General features: G+C 56.3%; 20 protein-coding genes. 12 read left to right on the top strand and 8 right to left on the bottom strand.

The annotated features are described in order from the left end of the window. Position 1: 1 nt before the first annotated feature. Positions 2–406: a methylmalonyl-CoA epimerase gene (gene mce, locus B5M07_RS02780; protein WP_120350129.1), complete on the bottom strand. Its 405-nt coding sequence runs from the start codon at positions 404–406 to the stop codon at positions 2–4. A gap of 126 nt (positions 407–532) precedes the next feature. On the opposite strand from mce, the gene B5M07_RS02775 reads away from it, so the two are divergent. Beyond that, positions 533–1,252, top strand: coding sequence for a response regulator (locus B5M07_RS02775; protein ID WP_120350128.1), 720 nt, complete (start codon positions 533–535; stop codon positions 1,250–1,252). Between the two features lie 21 nt (positions 1,253–1,273). Here the strand turns inward: B5M07_RS02775 and B5M07_RS02770 are convergent, their stop codons facing one another. After that, positions 1,274–1,996: a GNAT family N-acetyltransferase gene (locus B5M07_RS02770; RefSeq protein WP_120352133.1), complete on the bottom strand. Its 723-nt coding sequence runs from the start codon at positions 1,994–1,996 to the stop codon at positions 1,274–1,276. Positions 1,997–2,147: 151 nt separating this feature from the next. Between B5M07_RS02770 and B5M07_RS19365 the strand changes: the two genes are divergently transcribed. From B5M07_RS19365 to B5M07_RS02755, 4 genes are all read left to right on the top strand, one after another. Next, complete coding sequence (locus tag B5M07_RS19365) at positions 2,148–2,321, top strand: hypothetical protein (RefSeq protein ID WP_162931792.1); 174 nt, start codon at positions 2,148–2,150, stop codon at positions 2,319–2,321. A 59-nt stretch (positions 2,322–2,380) separates the two neighbouring features. Then, positions 2,381–2,857 (top strand): hemerythrin domain-containing protein, encoded by a 477-nt coding sequence (locus B5M07_RS02765; RefSeq protein WP_120350127.1) that lies wholly within the window; start codon positions 2,381–2,383, stop codon positions 2,855–2,857. A 112-nt stretch (positions 2,858–2,969) separates the two neighbouring features. Then, positions 2,970–3,602 (top strand): MT-A70 family methyltransferase, encoded by a 633-nt coding sequence (locus B5M07_RS02760; RefSeq protein WP_067623744.1) that lies wholly within the window; start codon positions 2,970–2,972, stop codon positions 3,600–3,602. Further along, on the top strand, positions 3,586–4,317 hold the full coding sequence (locus B5M07_RS02755) for a BglII/BstYI family type II restriction endonuclease (protein ID WP_240791595.1): 732 nt from the start codon (positions 3,586–3,588) through the stop codon (positions 4,315–4,317). Before B5M07_RS02760 ends, B5M07_RS02755 begins: the two co-directional genes overlap by 17 nt. A 29-nt stretch (positions 4,318–4,346) precedes the next feature. On the opposite strand, the gene aspS is transcribed toward B5M07_RS02755, so the two are convergent. The 6 genes from aspS to urtA form a co-directional block, all read right to left on the bottom strand. Continuing rightward, a complete protein-coding gene (aspS, locus tag B5M07_RS02750) occupies positions 4,347–6,122 on the bottom strand; it encodes an aspartate--tRNA ligase (protein ID WP_120350126.1) in 1,776 nt (591 codons plus the stop codon). A 158-nt stretch (positions 6,123–6,280) separates the two neighbouring features. After that, positions 6,281–6,976, bottom strand: coding sequence for an urea ABC transporter ATP-binding subunit UrtE (urtE, locus tag B5M07_RS02745; RefSeq protein WP_120350125.1), 696 nt, complete (start codon positions 6,974–6,976; stop codon positions 6,281–6,283). After that, complete coding sequence (gene urtD, locus B5M07_RS02740; protein WP_067623736.1) at positions 6,963–7,718, bottom strand: urea ABC transporter ATP-binding protein UrtD; 756 nt, start codon at positions 7,716–7,718, stop codon at positions 6,963–6,965. Before urtD ends, urtE begins: the two co-directional genes overlap by 14 nt. Continuing rightward, positions 7,715–8,896: an urea ABC transporter permease subunit UrtC gene (gene urtC / locus B5M07_RS02735; protein ID WP_120350124.1), complete on the bottom strand. Its 1,182-nt coding sequence runs from the start codon at positions 8,894–8,896 to the stop codon at positions 7,715–7,717. Before urtC ends, urtD begins: the two co-directional genes overlap by 4 nt. Positions 8,897–8,899: 3 nt before the next feature. After that, positions 8,900–10,828, bottom strand: coding sequence for an urea ABC transporter permease subunit UrtB (urtB, locus tag B5M07_RS02730; RefSeq protein ID WP_120350123.1), 1,929 nt, complete (start codon positions 10,826–10,828; stop codon positions 8,900–8,902). 65 nt (positions 10,829–10,893) lie between these two features. Next, positions 10,894–12,180 carry an urea ABC transporter substrate-binding protein gene (urtA, locus tag B5M07_RS02725; RefSeq protein ID WP_067624380.1) on the bottom strand — a complete coding sequence of 429 codons (1,287 nt, stop codon included), beginning with the start codon at positions 12,178–12,180 and terminating at the stop codon, positions 10,894–10,896. Between the two features lie 696 nt (positions 12,181–12,876). Between urtA and B5M07_RS02720 the strand changes: the two genes are divergently transcribed. From B5M07_RS02720 to B5M07_RS02690, 7 genes are all read left to right on the top strand, one after another. Further along, positions 12,877–14,040 (top strand): nucleotide sugar dehydrogenase, encoded by a 1,164-nt coding sequence (locus B5M07_RS02720; RefSeq protein ID WP_120350122.1) that lies wholly within the window; start codon positions 12,877–12,879, stop codon positions 14,038–14,040. A gap of 337 nt (positions 14,041–14,377) precedes the next feature. Beyond that, positions 14,378–15,259 (top strand): aldo/keto reductase, encoded by an 882-nt coding sequence (locus B5M07_RS02715; RefSeq protein WP_120350121.1) that lies wholly within the window; start codon positions 14,378–14,380, stop codon positions 15,257–15,259. 1 nt (position 15,260) lies between these two features. Further along, positions 15,261–16,487, top strand: a complete 1,227-nt coding sequence (locus B5M07_RS02710) for a Gfo/Idh/MocA family protein (protein WP_120350120.1) — start codon at positions 15,261–15,263, stop codon at positions 16,485–16,487. Between the two features lie 30 nt (positions 16,488–16,517). Then, entirely contained in the window at positions 16,518–17,642 is a 1,125-nt protein-coding gene (locus B5M07_RS02705) for a glycosyltransferase (RefSeq protein ID WP_120350119.1), read from the top strand. Further along, positions 17,639–18,955, top strand: a complete 1,317-nt coding sequence (locus B5M07_RS02700) for a lipopolysaccharide biosynthesis protein (protein WP_120350118.1) — start codon at positions 17,639–17,641, stop codon at positions 18,953–18,955. The genes B5M07_RS02705 and B5M07_RS02700 overlap by 4 nt, the downstream gene beginning before the upstream one ends. After that, positions 18,952–20,298: an O-antigen polymerase gene (locus tag B5M07_RS02695; protein WP_120350117.1), complete on the top strand. Its 1,347-nt coding sequence runs from the start codon at positions 18,952–18,954 to the stop codon at positions 20,296–20,298. Before B5M07_RS02700 ends, B5M07_RS02695 begins: the two co-directional genes overlap by 4 nt. Continuing rightward, positions 20,295–21,437, top strand: coding sequence for a glycosyltransferase family 4 protein (locus tag B5M07_RS02690; protein ID WP_120350116.1), 1,143 nt, complete (start codon positions 20,295–20,297; stop codon positions 21,435–21,437). The genes B5M07_RS02695 and B5M07_RS02690 overlap by 4 nt, the downstream gene beginning before the upstream one ends. The last annotated feature ends 94 nt before the right edge of the window (positions 21,438–21,531 follow it).

The raw sequence follows: 21,531 nt of genomic DNA, 5'->3' as shown, positions 1-21,531 counted from the left end.
CTCAGACCTCCTCAAGCTCGACGAGCGCGCCGTTGAAATCCTTGGGATGCAGGAACAGTACCGGCTTGCCATGGGCGCCGATCTTGGGTTCGCCCGAGCCCAGCACCCGCGCGCCGGTGGATTTCAGATGATCGCGCGCCGCGATGATGTCGTCGACCTCATAGCAGATATGGTGGATGCCACCCGACGGGTTCTTTTCCAGAAAGCCATTGATCGGGCTGTCATCGCCCAAAGGATGCAGCAATTCGATCTTGGTGTTGGGCAGTTCGATAAAGATCACGGTCACCCCGTGATCCGGTTCGGCTTGTGGCGCGCCGACCTTGGCGCCAAGCGCGTGGCGATACTGATCCGCCGCCGCATCGAGAACCGGCACGGCGATGGCCACATGGTTAAGACGTCCGATCATCTTGGGTGCTCCTCGTGATTTGCCAGCTTTATGCCCGCCCGTCCGCTGAACAACAATGCGTCACGTTAACGCGTCGTTAGCCAACGCGGCGTAACGATTGTGCAGCAGAAGTTGTTGGAGGCGATTATGGACGACACCGACCCTTTCGAAAGAACCACCCCCACCCCCACGGCGGAGCGACCGCTGCTGGGCCTCACCGTTTTGGTGGTGGAAGACAGCCGTTTCGCTTGCGAGGCGATGCGCCTGCTCTGTCTACGCTCTGGCGCGCGGATCAGGCGGGCAGATAGTTTGCGCTCTGCCCGGCGCCATCTACAGGTCTATCGCCCCGCCGTGGCGCTGGTCGACCTTGGCCTGCCCGACGGCAGCGGTCTGGACCTGATCGCCGAACTCACACAAAGCACGCCCCGGGTGGAAACGATCATCGCCATATCTGGCGACAGCCATATGGAGCCTGATGCCCGCGCGTCCGGGGTCGATGGGTTTATCGCGAAGCCGATTACATCGCTGTCATCCTTCCAGCAGGCCATTCTGAAAACCCTCCCCGAAGAGCGTCGCCCCGTGGGCCTGCGCGCCCTCCCGGATGAAGATGTCTCCCCGGATCGAATCGGCTTTCAAGATGACATTGCCCATATCGCGGGCGTCCTCGGCGGCGAACCGGATGAGCCCACGCTTGATTATGTCGCGCAATTTCTCTGCGGCGTTGCCCGCTCCGCGAATGACCTTAGGCTGGAAGAGGCGGCGAGGGCTTTGGCACATAAACGCGCACTCGGCCAACCCGCGGGCTCAGAGGCCGCCACCATCGCCGGAATGATCCAGATCCGATTGACTGAGAAAATTGCGATTTAACCCACCCGGCAGGCAGGCCACTTAAAGCATCGGGTCGCTCGTTACACGAACAAGGCGGGTCAGATCGCCGAGCCGTTCCTTCTGTTGCCCCTGCCCGTCAAAATTACTGGGGGACAGCCAAGCTTCGAACGCCTCTTTCAGCGCGGGCCATTCCGTGTCGATCGCGGCGAACCAAGCCGTGTCGCGGTTGCGCCCCTTGACGATGGTCGCTTGCCGAAAGACACCCTCATAGCTCAACCCCAACCGCTGCGCGGCGCGGCGGGACGGACGGTTGAGCGCGTCGCATTTCCACTCGAACCGTCGGTAGCCCGCCTCAAAGGCCCATTGCATCATCAGGAATATCGCCTCGGTCGCCGCGGGGGTGCGCTGTAGGGCGGGGCTGAAGTTGATGTGGCCCACCTCGATACTGCCTGCCTCGGGCTTGATCCGCAGAAAACTTGCCACGCCCGCCCATTGATCCCGCGCGCGGTCTTTCACTGCCATGAAATACGGATCAACCTGCGCTGCACTATCGCGCACCCAGCGGTGATACTGCGCCGCCGAAGAGAATGGCCCGTAGGGCAGATAATCCCAAACGTGGTCCTCCCCCACATAGGCGGGGTAGAGCAGCGCGGCGTGTTTCTCTGCCGAAAGCGGCTCCAACACGACATGGCGCCCGGAGAGCACCTCACCGGCGGGCCGTTGGGGCTCGGCCCAATTCTCTATCGTGGGCCCGACAGGGCGCGGGTCTGATCTGCTGTTCATAGCAAAGTTATGCACCGCGCTTATCGGGCCGCCAAGATGAATAAACTTGAAATAATTCCACCAGACCCCAGTCTTGGCATTCAAGTTACACATTCATGCCACATTCAGCTTGCAGCATTATGCTAAACCCAAGCGACCCCCGGAGGGTGATATGACCCAGCACCACGCCAAGGACAGCGCCAAACCCGCAAAGCCGGTCGATTGGATCGTCGTGGGCGCGAATGTTCTGGGACTGGTAATCGTTACTTTGGCGGCATTTCACGCCCAAACAGGCGGGTTATTCCAACAGGTCGCTAGCCAAGCGGCGAAGGGCGCGGTCTTCTAGGGCGGGAACCTGCCGGTGGCTTCGGCGTTAGCCACAGGTAACACCAAAGGATTTTTCCCATGCCCTCTATCTACGACGCGATCAAAGAAGATCATGATGAACACCGCGCCCTGCTCAACACCATTGCCGACACCGAAGGCGACAGCGCCGAGCGCCGCAAGGCTTGGGACCGTTTTTACCATGACGTGAAATCCCACGCCGCCGCCGAAGAAGAGACCTTTTATTCCACGCTGATGTCCGAAACATGGGGCCAAGATCACGCGCGCCATTCGGTTCACGAACACCAGCAGCTTGACGATATCATGGAAGAGCTGCGCGAAACCGATATGTCGTCCTCTGCTTGGCTGACTCGTTTCAAGCAACTCAAGCATGACTACGAGCATCACATGGACGAGGAAGAAGACGAGCTTTTCACCCGCGCCAAGAAGGTCATCGGCGAGGAACATAACGACGCCTTCGGCGACAAGTTCCTGAAGCGTAAGGAAAAGGAAGCCAAACTCATTGAGGAAAAGCGCGAAGACAGTCTTGAGGATTGACCGGACACGCTCTTACCTGATAAACGTGTTCTCTTAACGTTCTTGTGGATATCCAGCCCCTCTGGGCAGGTAGCGGTTGCAAGAAAGCCCGAGGAAACGCAATATATTGGATATGAGCGATAATCCATCACAAGACCTACGCGACTTTCTGGGCAAAGACCGGTTTGGATGCGTCATGGCGGACCCGCCGTGGCGCTTCACCAACCGCACCGGCAAGGTCGCGCCCGAACATAAGCGCTTGGCCCGTTATCCCACGATGACTGTGGATGACATCTGCGCCCTGCCCGTGGCCGATCACCTCGAAGACCGCGCGCATTGTTACATGTGGGTGCCGAACGCGCTGTTGCCCGAGGGGCTGCAGGTGCTCAAGGCCTGGGGATTTGAATATAAATCCAACATCATTTGGCACAAAATCCGCAAAGACGGTGGCAGTGACGGGCGCGGCGTGGGGTTCTATTTCCGCAATGTGACCGAAATTTTGCTGTTCGGCGTGCGCGGCAAGAACGTGCGCACCTTGGATGCCGGGCGGCGTCAGGTGAACATGATGCAGACCCGCAAGCGGGAGCATTCGCGCAAGCCGGATGAGCAATATGACCTGATCGAAAGCTGCTCTTGGGGCCCCTACCTCGAACTGTTCGGGCGCGGTGTCCGCGAGGGCTGGACCGTTTGGGGCAATCAGGCCGAGGCGGATTACAAGCCCGATTGGAAGACCTACAGCTACAATTCCAGTGTCGCGGCTGAGTAATCTGGCGCGGCGCATCGACGACGCGGTTTTTGACGATGAAAGGCTCGTCGAAGACCTGCTGCCCGTCGATCTGCGCGATCGCTACTCCGTCACCAGCTACCGCAGCGCCGCCGCCGTGCTACAACAGCGCGCGCCCGAAGAACTGGCCGCGATCATCCGCGTGCTGCGGCAGTTCACGATCAGCCGCAATGAAATCCGCGCGCCGGGGGGCAACCGCATGTCGGCCACCACCCGTTTCGCGCAATATGCGGCGGCCGAGAATTTCCACGAAGAGGTGCGCATCAAAGCCGATCTGTTGGTGCAACTTACCGCTGGCAAGGGCGACAGTGCCCCCGAGGTCGACCGCATCATCCGCGAAGACTTCATCCACAACCATATGGTCGACTTTTGGCGCAGCCGCGTGGCTTTCGACTATGAGTGGAACAGCAAAGACCAGACCTACGACCGTGACCTCTATGCCTTTCGCAGCTTTTTTGAAGCGGGGGTGATCGACGTTGGCGTCATCGTGACGCGCGAACTGTCGAACGGATTTTTCAAATCGCTCGGCAATTGCTTGGATAAATTCGGCAATGAGACCGACAAGACCGTAAGCGCGAAGTTCGGGGCCAGCACCACCGGCACCCATAAGCTTATCAGCCGCATCGCCGCCGGGCGCAGCGGCGGCTGCCCGGTTCTGGTGCTGGGCATCTTACCGGGCAATATCACCCCCGACTGAGCCGGGGGTGACGCTTCATTCAGACAGGATCATTCCTGCGGGATGACCCGCAGACCCAGCTCCATCAGCTGATCGCTGGTGGGTTCAGAGGGCGCGTTCATCATCAGGTCTTCGGCACGCTGGTTCATCGGGAAGAGGATGACTTCGCGGATGTTCTGCTCCTCGGCCAGCAGCATGACGATCCGGTCAATACCGGCGGCACAACCACCGTGGGGCGGGGCGCCGTATTGGAATGCATTAACCATGCCGCCAAAGCGCTTGCGCACCTCGTCTTCGCCATAGCCTGCGATCTCAAACGCCTTGAACATGATCTCGGGCTTGTGGTTTCGGATCGCACCCGAGACCAGCTCATAGCCGTTGCAGGCGAGGTCATATTGATAGCCCAGCACCTTGAGCGGATCACCCTGCAGCGCCTCCATCCCGCCCTGCGGCATGGAAAAGGGGTTGTGCTCGAAATCGATCTTGCCGGTCTCTTCGTCACGCTCGTAAATCGGGAAATCCACGATCCATGCAAAGGCGAAACGTTCTTTGTCGGTGAGGTTCAACTCCTCGCCGATCACGTTCCGCGCGCGGCCTGCTACTGCTTCAAACGACTTCGGCTTGCCACCGAGGAAGAAGGCCGCGTCGCCGACACCCAGATCCAACTGTTGGCGGATCGCCTCGGTGCGCTCGGGGCCGATGTTTTTGGCCAGCGGGCCAGCCGCCTCCATCCCGTTGCCCTGATCGCGCCAGAAGATATAGCCCATGCCGGGCAGACCTTCTTTTTGAGCGAAGGCGTTCATGCGGTCGCAGAACTTGCGGCTGCCGCCTTTGGGCGCGGGGATCGCGCGGATTTCGGTGCCGTCCTGCTCCAGCAACTTGGCGAAAATCGCGAAGCCGGAATCGCGGAAATGGTCCGAGACCACCTGCATCTTGATCGGGTTGCGCAGGTCGGGCTTGTCCGAGCCATACCACAGCGCCGCGTCTTTATAGGAAATCTGCTCCCAGGTCTGATCGACCTTTTTGCCGCCGCCGAACTCTTGGAAGATGCCTGCGATCACCGGCTGGATCGTGTCGAAAACGTCCTGCTGGGTGACAAAGGACATCTCCATGTCGAGCTGGTAGAAATCGGTGGGCGAGCGGTCGGCGCGCGGGTCTTCGTCGCGGAAGCAGGGCGCGATCTGGAAGTATTTGTCAAAGCCCGAGACCATCAGCAGCTGTTTGAACTGCTGCGGCGCCTGCGGCAGGGCGTAGAACTTGCCGGGGTGCAGACGGCTGGGCACGAGGAAGTCGCGCGCACCTTCGGGGGAAGACGCGGTAATGATCGGCGTCTGGAACTCACGGAAGTTCTGATCCCACATGCGCTTGCGGATGGAGGTCACAACGTCGGAACGCAGCGCCATGTTCTTTTGCATCTTCTCGCGACGCAGGTCGAGGTAACGATAGCGCAGGCGCGTCTCTTCGGGGTATTCCTGCTCGCCGAAGACCTGAAGCGGCAGTTCAGCGGCGGAACCCAGCACTTCGATGTCGCGCGCATAGACCTCAATCTCGCCGGTGGGCAGCTTGGGGTTCACAAGGCTTTCGTCCCGCGCCTTTACAGTGCCATCAATGCGCACGCACCATTCCGCGCGGACCTTTTCCATCTCGGCGAAGGCCGGGCTGTCAGGGTCGCAGATGACCTGAGTGATCCCGTAATGGTCGCGCAGGTCCAAAAACAGCACACCGCCGTGGTCCCGCACCCGGTGCACCCAGCCGGACAGGCGCACAGTGTCACCCTTGTTCTCAAGGCTCAGATCGGCACAGGTATGGCTGCGATAGGCGTGCATGATGGTCCCTTCCTAGGGCTATTTCAGGTTTCGCGCAGGTACACCGTTTGACGGTCGGGAAGTCAAGACTTTGCTGCCCCGCCGCTCCACAATAATAGAAGGGTTTTGTGCCTTACGGGCAAGCCGGGCCTGCGCGCAAGACGGGCAACAGCGATCACTTATAGCGCAAGCGCGTCCAAGAGTTGCGTGCGTTGGGCTTCGGATTTTGGGATCGATTGGGTGATTTTGCCGCGCTGCATGACGTGGAAATGATCGGCATTGAGGTAGGCAAATTCGAAATTCTGCTCCACCAGCACAATGGCCAATTCCCCCCGATCCCGCAGAAGGCGAATGGTGTGGCCAATCATCTGGATGATATTGGGCTGAATTCCTTCGGTCGGTTCATCCAACAGCAGCACCTTAGGGCGGGCAATAAGCGCCCGGGCGATGGAAAGCTGCTGTTGTTGCCCACCAGACAAGTCCCCCCCGCGCCGGGCCTTCATCTCAGCGAGGACCGGAAAAAGCTCAAAAATGTCATCCGGGATCTTATGCTCGGATTTGGGAAGGCAGGCAAAGCCCGTTTCAAGGTTCTCTTGAACGGTCATGAGCGGAAATATCTCGCGCCCCTGCGGCACATATCCGACGCCCGCTTTGGCCGACAGGGCCGCACGGCCCGGTTGCAATTCCTCACCATCAAGGCTGATCCGCCCGCCCGAAAAAGGATGCCGCCCGGCGATGGCTTTCAGCAAGCTGGTTTTGCCGACCCCATTGGTGCCCGTCACACAGGTCACCTGCCCCACGGGCGCGTTCAACGTGACCTTATGAAGTATCTGAGATTGCCCGTATTTCAGGTTTAGGTTCTCAATCTCCAGCATCGCTGCGCCCCAAATAAACGTCAATAACAGTCTGGTTGCTGGTGACATGATCCAGCGACCCTTCGGCCAGCACCGATCCTTCGTGCAACACGGTCACCTTGCAATTCAGCCGCCGCACAAACTCCATGTCGTGTTCCACCACGATAACGGCGCGGGTCTCGGCGGCCTTTTTCAGGATGTCTGTGGTGTGTTCGCGTTCATGCGCCGTCATGCCTGCGGCGGGCTCATCCACCAGCAGCAAGCGGGGCGATTGCGCAAGCAGCATCCCGATCTCCAGCCACTGCTTTTGCCCGTGGCTTAACTCTCCGGCAGGGCGGGAGAGATGGGCGGTCAGGTTGATTTCATCGGCGATCTTTTCAAGCCGCGCCGCCCCTTCCGAGGTCTTGCGGTGGAACAGCACCGAGAATGTACCACGCGGGTTCTTTAACGCCATGGCAAGGTTTTCGCGCACGGTTTGCGCCTCAAACACTGTCGGCTTTTGAAACTTGCGCCCAATCCCAAGCATCGCGATCTGGCTTTCCGACATGCCAATAAGAGAGCGGCTGTCATCACCAAAAAGAATATAGCCTTCATCCGGCTTTGTCTTGCCGGTGATGATGTCCATAAAGGTCGTCTTGCCCGCGCCATTGGGGCCGATCACCGCGCGCAATTCCGGTTCACCGATCTGTAGACTAAGGTTCTTGATCGCCTGAAACCCGTCAAAAGATTTCGAAATTCCGGACATTTCCAAAAGAGAACTCATGACTTGCGCACCAGTTTGTCAAAGAGGCCGCCGATGCCCTTGGGGGCAAACAGCGTGATAAGTACAAAGCTCAGGCCAAGCAGCACCAGCCACCAATCGACCCAGTGGATCGTATAGACCCCCAGATTGATGCTGGGCGCGCCGCCGCCCGTAAACCAACTGGACAAAAGTGAGACCACTGCCGCACCGATCACCGCACCGTAGAGCCGGCCACGTCCGCCGATGGCGACCCATACCGCGAGATAGATCGACGCGATGGGGGCGATTTCAGCCGGGTTGATGATGCCCGCTTGCGGGTAATAAAGCGCACCGGCGATGCCTGCGACGATGGCGGTGATGGTGAAAACGAAGAGTTTATAGCTCTCTACATGGTAGCCCAGAAAACGAACGCGCGATTCATCTTCACGGATGGCTTGGATGACATTGCCCAGCTTGCTGTCGGTGATCCATGCGAAAAACAGATAGCCCAGAGCAAGCGCCAAGGCAGAGGCGAGGAAAAAGACGATGGAGACCACGTCTTGGCCGCTTTCGGCGAAGCCGGGGATGTTTTGCAGGCCCGACAGACCGTTGTTGCCACGCAAACCGCTGTCGTTCTGAAACAGGTAGAGCGCGAGCGCCAGTGTCATGGCTTGGGTCAGGATCGACAGGTAAACGCCGTTGACGCGGCTGCGGAATGCGAGCCAGCCAAAGACCAGCGCAAGGGCGCCGGGGATCAGCACGACGAAGGCCAATTGGATAAAAAGGTTGTCCGCGAAGGCCCAGATCAATGGGAATTCCGATGAGCCGACGACACCGAAAATCTGGTTTCCGATGGCGTCTGAAATCTCTTGCGGGGTTGGCGGGATGACCTGACCTGCGAGGCTTTCCGCGACGATGTTTTCCGTCCGCGCATACATGAGCCACATCCCGATGGCGTAGCCGCCGATCCCGAAAAAGGCGAAATGACCGAGGCTAAGGATGCCGCAATACCCCCAAACGACATCCATCGCGATGGCCACGAGGCAAAGACACAGGGCTTTGCCCAATGTCTTGACGAAGGAGGTTGAGACAAGACCGGTACCGGCGGCTTCGGACATCACCGTCACAAGGACTGTAAAGAGACCCAGTGCGGCAAGGAAGTAGAGAACCGAAGGATTGCGGCCGATGAAAGACCGTCGTTGGCTGTGCGTCTGGGTCATGGCTCAATCCGCCGCTGCCCGGCCGTTGGGGGCGACGATGCCCTTGGGCCGGAATTGAATGAACAGGATGATGAAAAGGATCATGTAGGTCTGTGCCGCCAGTGTGTTGGACGGGTTCAACCACTCGATCCCCTTTTGCAGGAAGCCAATCAGCCCCGCTCCGGCCAGCGTGCCGAATACCGATCCAACACCGCCCACTACGACGGTCATGAAGCTTTGCACGATATAGTTCGCGCCCATTTCAGAGGTGACCTGCGCATAAAGGCCGATGCCGACGCCCGCGACCCCTGCGATTCCCGACCCCAGCCCAAAGGTCATCATATTGATGCGGTCAGGGTTGATGCCCATTGAAGCCGCCATGCCCGGGTTTTGCGTCACCGCGCGCACCTCCAAACCAAGGCGCGTGCGCTTGAGGATATACAGCAGCAAAAATAGAAAGATCAGCGCCAGCACGAATATGGCAATGCGGATGTAACTGATTTGAACCACATCCGAGATCACGAGCGCGCCCCGAAGCCACTCAGGCGAGGTCAACGGACGGGCCTGCGTGCCAAAGATATTCTTAGCGATTTGCTGCAAGGCGATTGAGATGCCGAAGGTCGCCAACAAGGTTTCAAGCGGGCGATGGTAGAGATGCCGGATCACCAGCCGCTCCATTGCGACACCCGCCCCAAAGGTAACGGCAAAGGCTAGCGGCAGCGCGATGAGCAGCGAGACCGTGTAGTCAGGGACGATGAGTTGCACGACATAGCCCGTATAGGCGCCCATCATGATAAACTCGCCATGGGCCATGTTGATGACCCCCATCTGCCCAAAGGTGATCGCCAGCCCAATCGCTGCGAGGAAATAAATCGAGGCCAGCGACAAACCGTCCAACGTCAAATCAAAGGTCTGCGCCCAGCCGACCTGCGTCTCAACCGCGTCAAGCGTGGTGCGGGCAGCGTCGGTGATCGCCCTGTCATCCTCTTCGTAGCGTTCATAGAAGACGGCATTCTGCAGGGCGGTGACGATATCATCCGGCGTTACCAACGGCGGGACGGTCCCCGCCTCGGCAAGCGCGCGATACGCATCCATCCGCCTGTCCGGGTCGTCCAATTGCGCCAAAGGGATGCCGCCGACGCGGCCATCGACGATATTGGCTTCAAGGGCAGCGCGAATATCACTGGGCGGCACGATTGCAGGGGCAAGTTCAGCTTCGACCAGCTTCTCATAGCTTGCCGAAGGGTCCGCCATGGGGTCAAGAATGCGGGCGATGTTACCCTCGGGCTGCTCTGCCGCAACGCCTGTCCTTACAGATAGAATTTGGTTCAGCACCGCGCGGGCTTCGAGAGAGGTGTCGGAAGACAGACTTTCGATCGCACGATTGCGCGCCTCGGGGGCCGCTCCGAAGCGCGCGGTCAAGAAATTGCTCAGTTGCTCTTTGCGGGCGCGCAGGATGGGATCATTCTCTCCTTCGAGCGAGGCCAAGAGCGGGTCAAGCTGGCTGGCATCACTGCGTCGCGCGATGCTTTCAAGGGCGGCGCTGCGGCGTTCGGGGTCGGGATCAGACAGTTGGAACTGCACCAATGCCGTGCCGATGACACGCCGCACACCGCCGTTGGGGCGCAGCTGGCTGAAACTGTCTGAAGAAGCCGCTGTCTCTTCGCCCGTATCAACGTCGCGCAGCGCGAGTGTATCGCCGGCTTCCTTCGCAAAGTAGAACAGGCCCGTTGCATCGTCTTGCCAGACGCTCCGCTCGGCCCATTGCTCAAGAAAAACAGGAACCTGCGGCAGGCCCGATGCCACCAGATCGTCCAGCAAAACGCCGACCGATTTGCGCGATGGCTTGGCCACCTCTTCGGCGTGGGTCTGCAATACAGACTGAAGTTCCTGGGCTGAAGCAAGACTGACGGATGTCAGCAAGCACATCAGGCTGAGCAGTATTCGAACCATGAGATATGGGGCTTTCGGACGGAAAGAGTGTCGGGCGCGGCTGAGGACGCGCCCGACTGTTGGCGTTAGTAATTCGAGGTCAACTGGACGCAGGTCTTGGTTTCGGTATTGTACATGCCGCACTCAAGCTCTTTCCAATCGGAGACCAGAACAGCGGATTCAGGCAAGAAGTCCGTCCATGCATCGCCGGGCACTTCTTCGGTCTGGCTGATGATATCGAACTGGCCGTCAGAGGTGATTTCACCGATCAAGACAGGCTTGGCGAGGTGGTGATTGGGCAGCATGACAGCCGTCCCGCCGGTGAGGTTCGGGAATTCCTGCCCATACATCGCCGCACGCACCGCATCTACATCCGTGGTGCCTGCTTCGGTGACCGCGTTCACCCACATGTTGAAACCGATGTAATGGGCTTCCATCGGGTCGTTGGTCACGCGGTCTTCGCCCATCGCCTCTTTCCAAGCGGCGACCCACTCATCGTTCGCGTCGGATTCTGCGGATTGAAAGTAGTTCCACGCCGCGAGGTGGCCGACAAGATCAGCGGTATCGAGGCCCGAAAGCTCTTCTTCCCCGACCGAGAATGCCACGACCGGAATGTCGTCAGCCGAGATACCGGCAGCCGCCAACTCCTTGTAAAAGCCGATATTCGCGTCGCCGTTGATGGTCGAGATCACGCCCACCTGAGAGCCATCCGCCCCCAGTTCGACCACATCCGCCACAATGGTGGACCAGTCCGAATGCCCGAAGGGTGTATAGTTAACGAAGATGTTTTCCTTGGGGATGCCCTTGTCCAAAAGGTACTGTTCAAGGATATTGTTGGTGGTTCTGGGATAGACATAGTCCGTGCCGAGCAGAGCAAATTTCTCGACGCCCAGTTCCTCCAGGAAATAATCGGTCGCAGGGATCGCCTGCTGATTCGGGGCCGCGCCCGTATAGAACACGTTGCGCGAGCTTTCCTCGCCCTCATACTGAACCGGGTAGAACATCAGGCCGTTCAACTCTTCCAGAACAGGCAATGCGGATTTGCGCGAAACAGATGTCCAAGAGCCGAAGATGACATCCACCTCGGACACGGTCAGAAGCTCACGCGCCTTTTCGGCGAACAAAGGCCAGTCCGAGGCGGGATCCACGACAACGGCTTCGATTTCGCAATCCAACAGACCGCCCGCAGCGTTTTGTTGCGTGATCAGAAGCTCCATCGTGTCTTTCAACGTCGTCTCGGAAATAGCCATCGTGCCGGACAGAGAGTGCAGCACGCCAACCTTGATCGGGTCCTCGCATTCCGCGCTGGCGGCTGAACCTGCGATCAATAGGGCAGCGGTCGCAGTAAGTGTGCGTTTGGTGGAAAGTCTCATTACGGTATCCCCGTTTGGTGTGCGGAAGAGCGGAGACGCAAGCATGCCAAAGGCCAAATGCTTTTCCACACAGCGTTTATTATAGTTACGCGCGGATGGCCCCCTTGCCGGACAGCTCCGTTCGCGACGCCCCGTAGCGGAGCCTCTACAGCCTCAGTTCAGAGGACCGAGCCAGCAAGCCCCGACCGCGGGGAAATTTCTGCACCGCAGAAAGGGTGCTGTATGATTGGGCAGTTGGCAGCCGAACTGTGAAATTTTGGGCAACTCGCGTATGGGGCGCGCGCTGTTTTGCGGTAGAAGCGGAATGTCGGATGGGGACGGCCCGTGTGACGTTGGTGCGGGAATGCGTGAGGGGTAGACCACGATGGGCGGGAGGAATTGCCCATTCCAACGCAAGTGAGAGTACGCCCTGCAGGGCGTCAGAGGACTAAATCTATTGGATAGTCCAGTTGCGGGAGCGCGATTTGGGCGCTGGCGTGAGGTGGAAAAACTGTAGTCTCTAGCGCCCAGAAATTCAGGTTCATTAAAGACTTGCGAGCTTTCGCTGCTATTTGCTTCAGCCAGCAAACCGATACCTCTACCCAACCGTTCTGCTCCAAACTCTCTACCTGCCTTGGACTCGACTTCAGCATTTGAACACCAGGCCAACGGCGCTATACGGACGATACAATTTATAGACGCCAAGGAATTTTACCGATGAAGATAGCTGTTGCCGGGATCGGCTACGTTGGGCTTTCGAATGCAATCCTGCTTGCTCAGCATCATGAGGTTGTTGCAACGGACCTGTCCGAAGACCGGGTCAAAATGCTCAACAATCGCGAAAACCCGATTATTGACGCCGAAGTCTCGACCTACCTGGCCGAGAAAAATCTCAACCTGAAAGCGACTACGTCCAGCGATGCCTACGCTGATGCTGACATTGTGATCATCGCGACCCCAACCAACTACGATCCCGTTGAAAACTACTTCGACACCTCCTCGGTAGACAAAGTAATCCAGACGATTACTGGTCAAAATCCCAATGCTATGATCGTTATCAAATCGACGATACCCGTGGGCTACGTGTCTCAGGCACGCAATCGCTTCAGCAACGACAACATCATATTCAGTCCGGAGTTTCTTCGCGAAGGCCAGGCACTCTACGATAACCTCCATCCCTCCCGTATCATCGTGGGCGAAAAGTCAGAAAGAGCGCAAACCTTTGCAGATTTGCTTCTCGAAGGCGCGCTAAAAAAAGATGTCGAGGTGCTGCTTACAGGCCCGATGGAGGCCGAAGCAATCAAGCTCTTCGCAAACACCTATCTTGCAATGCGTGTCGCCTTTTTTAACGAGCTGGACAGCTACGCCCTAGCAAGCGGGATGAATACGGAGGAGTTGATCCATGGTGTTGGACTAGACCCGCGGATCGGCAATCATTACAACAATCCGTCTTTCGGATTTGGCGGCTATTGCCTTCCGAAGGATACAAAGCAGCTGCTGGCAAACTATGGCGTAGTACCCCAAAACCTCATTCAAGCCATTGTAGACGCGAACCGAACCCGTAAGGATTTCATGGCAGAGCAGATCATCGCGAAGTCCCCCAAGGTTGTGGGAATCCACCGCCTAGTCATGAAAGCCGGCAGTGACAACTTTAGGCAATCGTCTATCCAAGGCATCATGAAGCGGATCAAAGCCAAAGGCATCGAAGTGATCGTTTACGAACCGATTTTGGAAGACGATACCTTCTTTGGCTCACGTGTCGTCAGGGAGCTTGAGGAATTCAAAACAGCAGCCGACCTCATCGTCACTAATCGGATGACTGAAGATGTGAGCGACGTATCCGATAAGGTGTTCACACGGGACCTGTTTGGGGCGAGCTGATCGCTAAGCACGATCTCCGCATCTCAGAACCAGGCCGCACAGTCTGTGGAAGATAGCTCGCGTTCTGTGCAGGAAAAGATCTTCACCGGCTTCAAACCTTTGGCGATAGCTCGCTATTGAACCGTAGCTTACGCGGTCCACAAGAACGTTAAACAAGGATGTTTTTTGAGCAAAGATAGTTTATGCGGGTCGGCAACGAAGTTTACGACTGGCTTTGCGCTCGCAAGTGCTTTTCCGCGAACGTCTAGTTGGCTAAGAAGCAATTTTAAACAGGGCCTATGTTTTATGCGTAACAACGCGAGTTGGGCCAGTCAGTTAATCTGAAAGTCAAAATCCTATGAAGCGCGAACCTAAGGGGAAAGATTGTTACGTTGCACGCCGTATTGGTTTTGGCTGCGCACGGTTGGGCTCAATGCGAGGGCCCGATCCTAAGCAGGCCCGGGCACTGATTGACCAAGCTTACGGGCGCGGAGTGCGGTTTTTCGACACCGCCAACAGCTACGCGCAAGGTGACAGTGAGCGTATTTTAGGCGCTGCCCTCTCAAACCGGCCCGATGCAGTGATTGTAACTAAGCTGGGCAAGCAGGTGCCCTTAAAGGCGCGAATGTTGAAGCCTGTCAAAAAGTTGGTGCGCGGGCTGGTCAGGCGGTCATCTCAGACTGAAGAGGCGGTTCGCCGAGCGCGTGGAGGACCTCTGCCCGTCAGCTTCGATATATCCGTCCTCCGCCGTCAACTTGACCAAAGCCGGCGCCGATTGAAACGGGAGTGTCTTCCGGTGGTCATGCTGCACAGTGCGACAGCTGAAGTGCTGCATGCTGGGCACGCGATGGACTTTCTCGAAAAGGCGCGAGAAAACGGCGCACTTAAGCAAATAGGAGTGTCGGTTGACGATCTCGATGCCGCGGAGGCTTGCCTCGACGACCCCCGCATCCAAATGATTCAAGTGCCTTTGCACCACGGCGACCAAGAGATGCGAGCCTGGGCGAGACGGGCCAGCGCGCAAGGCCGCCATATCGTTGCTCGAGAAGTGTTTCGTGAGGCCGACGGAGCAAATCCAACACTCACACCGACAGTCATCGCGCAACTCCTAAACGATGCAATCGATATGGCCGAGGTCACGACGTGTCTGATTGGCACCTCTAAACCCGCACATTTGGACCAATTGCTGGAACTGGCGGAGGCTCATGGCCGCCGCTCCAATTTAATAGAAGAAATTTGAAATGAACATTGCCTTTATCGGCTGCGGCTTTGTGTTTGATATTTACATGAGAACACGTCGGGCTCACCCCGAACTCAACATTATGGGCCTTTATGACATAAATCCTGACCGGCTGCAGCAAGCCTGCACGTACTATGGCCTGACTGCATATCCTTCGCTGGAAGCCCTACTGGCTGATCCAAAAGTAGATTTAGTAGTTAATCTTACCAACATCGCTGCCCATGTGGACATTAGCCGCAAAGCTCTTGAAGCGGGCAAGCATGTATACTCAGAGAAACCTATCGCTTTGTCGGTTGAAGATTGTCAGTCTTTGTTCGACCTCGCTGAAGCAAAGAACGTAACTTTTTCAGGAGCGCCGAGCAATATTTTTGCCGACAATGTGCGAACCCTCTTTCGGGCTGTCGAAGCCGGTCAGATCGGAAAGCCCCTGCTGGTCTATGCTGAACTAGACGACAACCCGATCCACAAGATGGATTTCGACAAGGTCCGCAGCCCTTCGGGTGCCCCCTGGCCACTGGCCGAAGAGGTGCGGGAAGGCTGCACCTACGAGCACGTCGGATACCACCTCATTTGGATTTGCGCCCTGTTGGGCCCGGTTACCAGAGTAACGGCATACTCCAAGGAATTGATTGCTGCCAAGGACCCCACGCTGGAGGATTTCGTCGGCACTCCAGATTATTCGGTTGCCTGTTTAGACTTCGCCAATGGCGCGACCGCACGGGTCACTTGTTCGGTTGTGGCACCGCGCGACCATCGAATGCGGGTAATCGGTCACGAGGGAGAGGTATCAACTGATAGCTATCGACACTACCGCGCCCCCGTCTATCTAGAGCCGTTTTCCAAGTCCGGATTGAGCGCGCGAAAATTCCGTACTTTGCGCGATCATCTATGGCTGGGGCGCCGCCTCGGGATTGGCGGCAAGAAGATCAAACTTGCGCGAAACTGGAAATCTGAGGCCGTAGAAAAACACAATCAACCCGGTGCTTCGCTCAAAACCCGTGCGATTGAATGGCTGCGTCGGCGTGAGGTGTACGCGCAAGACAAGTTCATAGGCATTGCCGAGCAGGCCCGGAGTGTGCAAACGGGCACTCCACAGTACCTGACGCCAAACTTTTTGATGCACATTAACGAATTAACCCTGCTTATTCAAAACGCAGGAACCACCGGCATTTGTCAAACGCCTACTACAAACTTTGATCCGCTGGGGCCCATCCCAGGAACGCTCTAGCACAATCGACTTTGTTTTTCCGAGGCTATTATGACCCATTTACTTGTCCTAATTTCTGCACTTTGCGCATTGGTAGTTATTTACCCTTATGTGATTTATCCCCGTATACTTCGGCTTCTACCTAAACGTCCGGTGATCCCCGCTCCCGATCACCGCGCCTCAATTTCGATGCTTTTCTGCGCCTACAACGAGGAGGCTAGCATGCCAGAAAAGCTAGCCAATATTGAGGCGCTTAAGGCACGGCATCCAGATTTGGAGGTCTTAGCCTTCGATGATGGCTCTAGCGACTCAACCCGGAAATTGCTTTTGGATAGGCCCGATCTGGTCAGATTGGAACAAGGCGGAGGTCGCAACGGCAAAGCCCATGGAATGAAGCGAATGGCGGCTTTAGCAACGGGGGATATTTTGGTATTCACCGATGCCAACGTAATGCTGCGCGAGGATGCGCTAGATAACCTTACGGCTTGGTATGCGGACCCACAGGTGGGTGGGGTGTGCGGTTCGCTGCACTATCTGGGCAACGATAGTTCAGCCACGGCAACCGTTGGGTCGCGCTACTGGCAAATGGAAGAAGCGATCAAAGCCCAAGAGTCGCGCACCGGAAATGTAATGGGAGCAGACGGATCGATCTTTTCTCTACGCAGGCCTCTATACCCTGACTTTCCCGATACGGTCCTAGACGACCTAACCGTATCAATGGCAGCCGTTTTTGCAGGGAAACGGCTACTGAAAGTTGAGGATGTTGTCGCCTATGAGCGGCTCGTTTCTGAACGCTCTGATGAGATCGCGCGCAAAATTAGAATTGCCGCACGCGCCTATCACACGCATTTGTTTTTGCGGCCTCAACTGCAGCAGATGGCGGCGCTGGACCGCTTTAAGTACGCATCGCGCAAACTAGTACGGTGGTTTGGCGGCGGTTTCTTAGTCATAGGAGCCGTGACGGGACTGGCAGCAGCTGTTTCAGTTCATCCCCTATTGGGCTTAGCTGCCTTAATAGGGCTGTTTAGCCTAGTACTGCTAGGCTGGCGTCAGAGCACAGGACCGCTAGCAAGTTTAGCAGAAATCGTACTCGCCCTCATGGCGACACAACGGGGTGTGATCCGAGCAATGCGTGGACAGGTCTACCAAGTCTGGACCCCGGCCAAGTCGCGGTGAGTTACATTGCGGCCATAGGAGCGCGCTATCTGGCCCTCGCGGTCCAGTTCGTTCTCGTCATTCTTGTTACGAACACGCTTCCTCCTGCGGAGGCGGGGGTATATTTTGCAACCTTCGGTGTGGTCACTACACTGTTCTGTTTAGCCGGAGTCGGGGTGCCCGATGGGTTGGTGCGCACTCTCGGGGATCAGATCGCGACCGGGCAAAGGTATGCGTTGCGACGCAGCTGCTGGGTTAGCCTTGCCTTTGGCATTGCTGTCACGGGGGCAATGTGTGTCGCGGGGTCCAGTATTCTGCTCAGCACAGGCAAGACACTAGGGGGCGATGCCGCATTTGTCGTGCTGGCCGCAGTTTGGCTATTTGTCTATGGCGCTGTATTTATCATAGCTCAGGCCTTAGTGGCCTTGCGCGCGCCCGCGCTAGGAAGCTTCTTCTTCTACAGCGCGATAAACTTATGCATTTTGTGCACCAGCATTCCTTACCTTGCCCTCGCTCAAACGCCAAATTTGTTTACGCTGGTTCAAATAACCGTATTCGCGGCGAGCGTCGCCTGCGCGGCGGGGCTAGTTGCGCTGATATTACAATTGCGGAAGCACCCGGCTGCCAGCGATCATGCATCGGGTATGCAAAGCCCAATCCTTCTTCCCGCGTTTAAGATTGGCGCTCCGATTGCTATGTCGCGGATGCTGCAATCTATGATCTACTGGATCCCTGTTTGGGTCGCGGCCGCGCTTTTGTCGGCAGCTGATGGTGCAGTGATCGGGGCCGCAGGTCGCCTATTGATCGCCGTGACAGCCGTAATAGCCGCACTACGTTTTTCGGTACGCCCAGCAATCGTCGCCGCTGCAGCCGAGGGCGACTGGCCGGGGATCGAGCGGACGGGCCGAAAAATCTGCCTTATCACGACCGGTTTCACGCTGGTGGCACTTATCTGCCTATGGGCGGTCGGCGCGCCCGTTCTGGCAGCCTTGCTGGGACCAGAATATGGCGCAGCTTGGGTGATCCTTGCGATCCTAATGATTGGTGCGTTGGGCGAAGCCTTTGGCGGCCCGGTCGACGAAATACTTAAGATGACTGGTGCGGGCGCTGTAGTCTTATTTAGTCTGATAGTCACCGTCAGCTTACAAGCGATCTTGGCCACGGCTTTGGCCCCATTGGGTTTAAATGGGGTCGCGGCGGCCCAGGCGTTGGCCTTTTGCTCAATGTACGCGTTCCAAGTGGCGTACCTATACCGCGCTAGGGGAATCCTTGTAATGCCTCTCCCCCCGCGGCCCAGGGGAGCTAAGGCGAAACATCAAAGGACGAAGCTATGACCAGCCTTTTCGTGTGCTTTCTGTTCGCAATTACCTTTGCCTTTCTGATGACAGGTCACCACCGCGGTTCTCCTGTACGTGTCTGGGTTGCTATGTGGACGATAGCTTGGGCCATCAACGCGGCGATCGGCGGCGTCTTCTATTTCTCCAGCGATGTCGTATTAATCATAGTAGTTGGAGTACTGAGTTATGTTCTCGGCGCCGTCTTTTTTTGGCAAACAGTTCCATCTCACCCAATTCCGCCCGCAGGACACATGCAGGCATTCACCCACCACTTACAACGCGCCCCTTGGCTAACAATGCTACTGGCAATCATGTTAGCCAGTATCGTTGTTCTTTTGGAGTTAGGCCTTCGTAAACTGTCGGGCAGTAGTCTCGTAAATTTTCTATTTGGCGGCCGGGCCCAAATGTTTAATGTGATGAAAGCTAACCAAGCGGCACTTTACCTCAACAACGGGTTTAACTTCCCAGCAGAGTTTAAAGCAATCACGCTGATACTTACTTTTGTTCCGGTCTTTGTCTGCTTCAGAATGTCGTTCGCAAAGCGCGTTCGCTCAGATTACATTACACTTATTGCGTTAGTCCTGTTGTCCATACTATTCTCTGCCGTCGGCAGCGTCCGATCCTTGCTATTAGTTCCTATAGTTGTTGGGTTTTTCTCCTTCTATGTAGGCTGCATCCTGAATGGGCGCACACATATTCTGCGTCGCAAACGAACGATTTTTGGCATCATTGCTTTGGTTTGTGGCTTCGGTTTTTGGGTCATCGTAGTTCAGAGTGCGCGCATGGGGGACTTGGGGTTCGAACGTGTGGGAGCTACTCTAGAGCATATGCGGCCATGGTTTGCAGGCTATGTTCCGGCGTTATCAGTCTGGTTTGAAGACTTTTATCAATATACCGATCTCACTTGGGGGACTAGCTTTTTCCGTGCAATCTTTGGCCCTCTGGGGCTTGTTTCAGGAGAAGGTTTCTCAGACCGAATTGACGCGGTAGGCATCGGAAATTGGCAAACCTCTAACGCAATGACGATATTTCGGATTTTCTTACAGGACTTCGGCCCGTTCGGCGCGGCAGTATTCTGCATCTTACTAGGATTTCTAGGTGAATTGAGTTATTATAAAGCCCGTAGAACTGGTGGCGTTTGGATCGTTTTTCTGATTGTCGTATATTGCTCAGTCTTTTTCTCTATCAACTTTTGGTTCTTCTTTTATGGGGCGCGGGTCTTCGGCATGATCGGAGCACTTTTGGTCATGGCCGTAGTCACTATGCAGGCCAGACGAACATATCGCCGCAATAAGAGACAAGCGACTTTGAACTTCAATCATCCAGGAACTGCTCGATGACTTCCTCTCCAACGGTGCTACTTATAGCCAAAGCATATCCCCCAACCGTAGGTGGGGTTGAAAGCTATAGTGAATTAATTGCCCGCGCTTATGTTCGTCAGGGGGTCACACCCACCGTCATCACATCTTGGGACGGCCCGCGCGGTTGGCACGATCTTTCTTACCCAGAAGGTTTTATTCGCGTTTACAACGTTGGTATGCACCGCCAGCCAATCGTCTTTGCAAGGTTAATTGCAGCTATAGGAAGAGTGAGGTTCGGGCAAAGGTTTGACTTCATCCACGCGACAACTTGGCGGCCAGCACTCGCATTGCTACCGTGGCGGTGGCCTCAGACTAAAGTGCTTACAATTCACGGGCAGGAGGTACTGAACTACCCTCTTATTCTCAAGCGCGGCATGATCAAGGTAATGCGCGACTTTGACCTAGTTCATACCGTATCGCATTCCACAATGCGAGCCGCGAAAGGAGCACTTGAAGGGGCTCTTCCACAAGGTAAGTGGGAGGTAAACTTCAATGGCCTATCTTTCCCTACAGAAGCATCAACCTTTAAGCGCCAAGCTAGAGGCAACAATGAAATTGTACGCATCCTATCCTTTGCCCGGCTGGCGCGGCGGAAAAACATTGATGGCTGTTTGCGTGCCCTAGCACGGCTTCAAACCGAAGGTGTCGATAACTTCCACTATACGATTGCCGGCACAGGCCCTTTACGTGATGAAATAGCTCAGTTGATCGTAGAATTAGGTCTGCAAAACCAAGTGACGATGAAGGGCTATGTCGAAGACTCGGAGATTCCTGACCTTTACCGAAATGCAGATGTATTCCTGCATCCCCAAACCGCATCAGAAAACAAGCGTGATCTGGAAGGCTTCGGCTTGGCAATCGCGGATTCGATCTCTTTTGGCTGCGCAGCAGTTGTAGGAGAAACTGGCGGCCCAGCGGATTTTGTTAAAGATGGTGAGCGTGGATTGGTCGTAGATGGCTATAGCGATGAGGCTATTGCTGATGCACTTCAAACATTGCTAACCGATCCTGCAATGCGCATTGAGTTAGCAAGTAGCGGTCGGAAATGGTGCCTTGAGCACCTTTCGTGGGATCGACATATCCAGCAAGTAATCGCCAGCGTAGCGAAGTTGGAATAACAATAATTGATAGCTCCACGATATAAGTTCAGGTCCCAAACTGATGCACCTTCAGCCGGCAAGATAACCAGTAACTTTTACTCGGACGGCGGGT

Origin of the sequence: Sulfitobacter sp. D7, assembly GCF_003611275.1 — a bacterium.
Lineage (GTDB): Bacteria > Pseudomonadota > Alphaproteobacteria > Rhodobacterales > Rhodobacteraceae > Sulfitobacter > Sulfitobacter profundi.
The sequence above is the reverse complement of the archived record's forward strand: the minus strand, read 5'-3'. Positions and strand labels throughout refer to the sequence as shown.

What these genes read in the sequence shown, in the direction of transcription:
- urtA (WP_067624380.1), bottom strand. Translation starts at nt 12,180, where the DNA reads ATGAGACTTTCCACCAAACGCACACTTACTGCGACCGCTGCCCTATTG.
- mce (WP_120350129.1), bottom strand. Translation starts at nt 406, where the DNA reads ATGATCGGACGTCTTAACCATGTGGCCATCGCCGTGCCGGTTCTCGAT.
- B5M07_RS19365 (WP_162931792.1), top strand. Translation starts at nt 2,148, where the DNA reads ATGACCCAGCACCACGCCAAGGACAGCGCCAAACCCGCAAAGCCGGTC.
- aspS (WP_120350126.1), bottom strand. Translation starts at nt 6,122, where the DNA reads ATGCACGCCTATCGCAGCCATACCTGTGCCGATCTGAGCCTTGAGAAC.
- B5M07_RS02765 (WP_120350127.1), top strand. Translation starts at nt 2,381, where the DNA reads ATGCCCTCTATCTACGACGCGATCAAAGAAGATCATGATGAACACCGC.
- B5M07_RS02710 (WP_120350120.1), top strand. Translation starts at nt 15,261, where the DNA reads ATGAACATTGCCTTTATCGGCTGCGGCTTTGTGTTTGATATTTACATG.
- urtE (WP_120350125.1), bottom strand. Translation starts at nt 6,976, where the DNA reads ATGCTGGAGATTGAGAACCTAAACCTGAAATACGGGCAATCTCAGATA.
- B5M07_RS02760 (WP_067623744.1), top strand. Translation starts at nt 2,970, where the DNA reads ATGAGCGATAATCCATCACAAGACCTACGCGACTTTCTGGGCAAAGAC.
- B5M07_RS02770 (WP_120352133.1), bottom strand. Translation starts at nt 1,996, where the DNA reads ATGAACAGCAGATCAGACCCGCGCCCTGTCGGGCCCACGATAGAGAAT.
- B5M07_RS02775 (WP_120350128.1), top strand. Translation starts at nt 533, where the DNA reads ATGGACGACACCGACCCTTTCGAAAGAACCACCCCCACCCCCACGGCG.
- B5M07_RS02720 (WP_120350122.1), top strand. Translation starts at nt 12,877, where the DNA reads ATGAAGATAGCTGTTGCCGGGATCGGCTACGTTGGGCTTTCGAATGCA.
- B5M07_RS02690 (WP_120350116.1), top strand. Translation starts at nt 20,295, where the DNA reads ATGACTTCCTCTCCAACGGTGCTACTTATAGCCAAAGCATATCCCCCA.
- B5M07_RS02715 (WP_120350121.1), top strand. Translation starts at nt 14,378, where the DNA reads ATGAAGCGCGAACCTAAGGGGAAAGATTGTTACGTTGCACGCCGTATT.
- urtB (WP_120350123.1), bottom strand. Translation starts at nt 10,828, where the DNA reads ATGGTTCGAATACTGCTCAGCCTGATGTGCTTGCTGACATCCGTCAGT.
- urtC (WP_120350124.1), bottom strand. Translation starts at nt 8,896, where the DNA reads ATGACCCAGACGCACAGCCAACGACGGTCTTTCATCGGCCGCAATCCT.
- urtD (WP_067623736.1), bottom strand. Translation starts at nt 7,718, where the DNA reads ATGAGTTCTCTTTTGGAAATGTCCGGAATTTCGAAATCTTTTGACGGG.
- B5M07_RS02705 (WP_120350119.1), top strand. Translation starts at nt 16,518, where the DNA reads ATGACCCATTTACTTGTCCTAATTTCTGCACTTTGCGCATTGGTAGTT.
- B5M07_RS02695 (WP_120350117.1), top strand. Translation starts at nt 18,952, where the DNA reads ATGACCAGCCTTTTCGTGTGCTTTCTGTTCGCAATTACCTTTGCCTTT.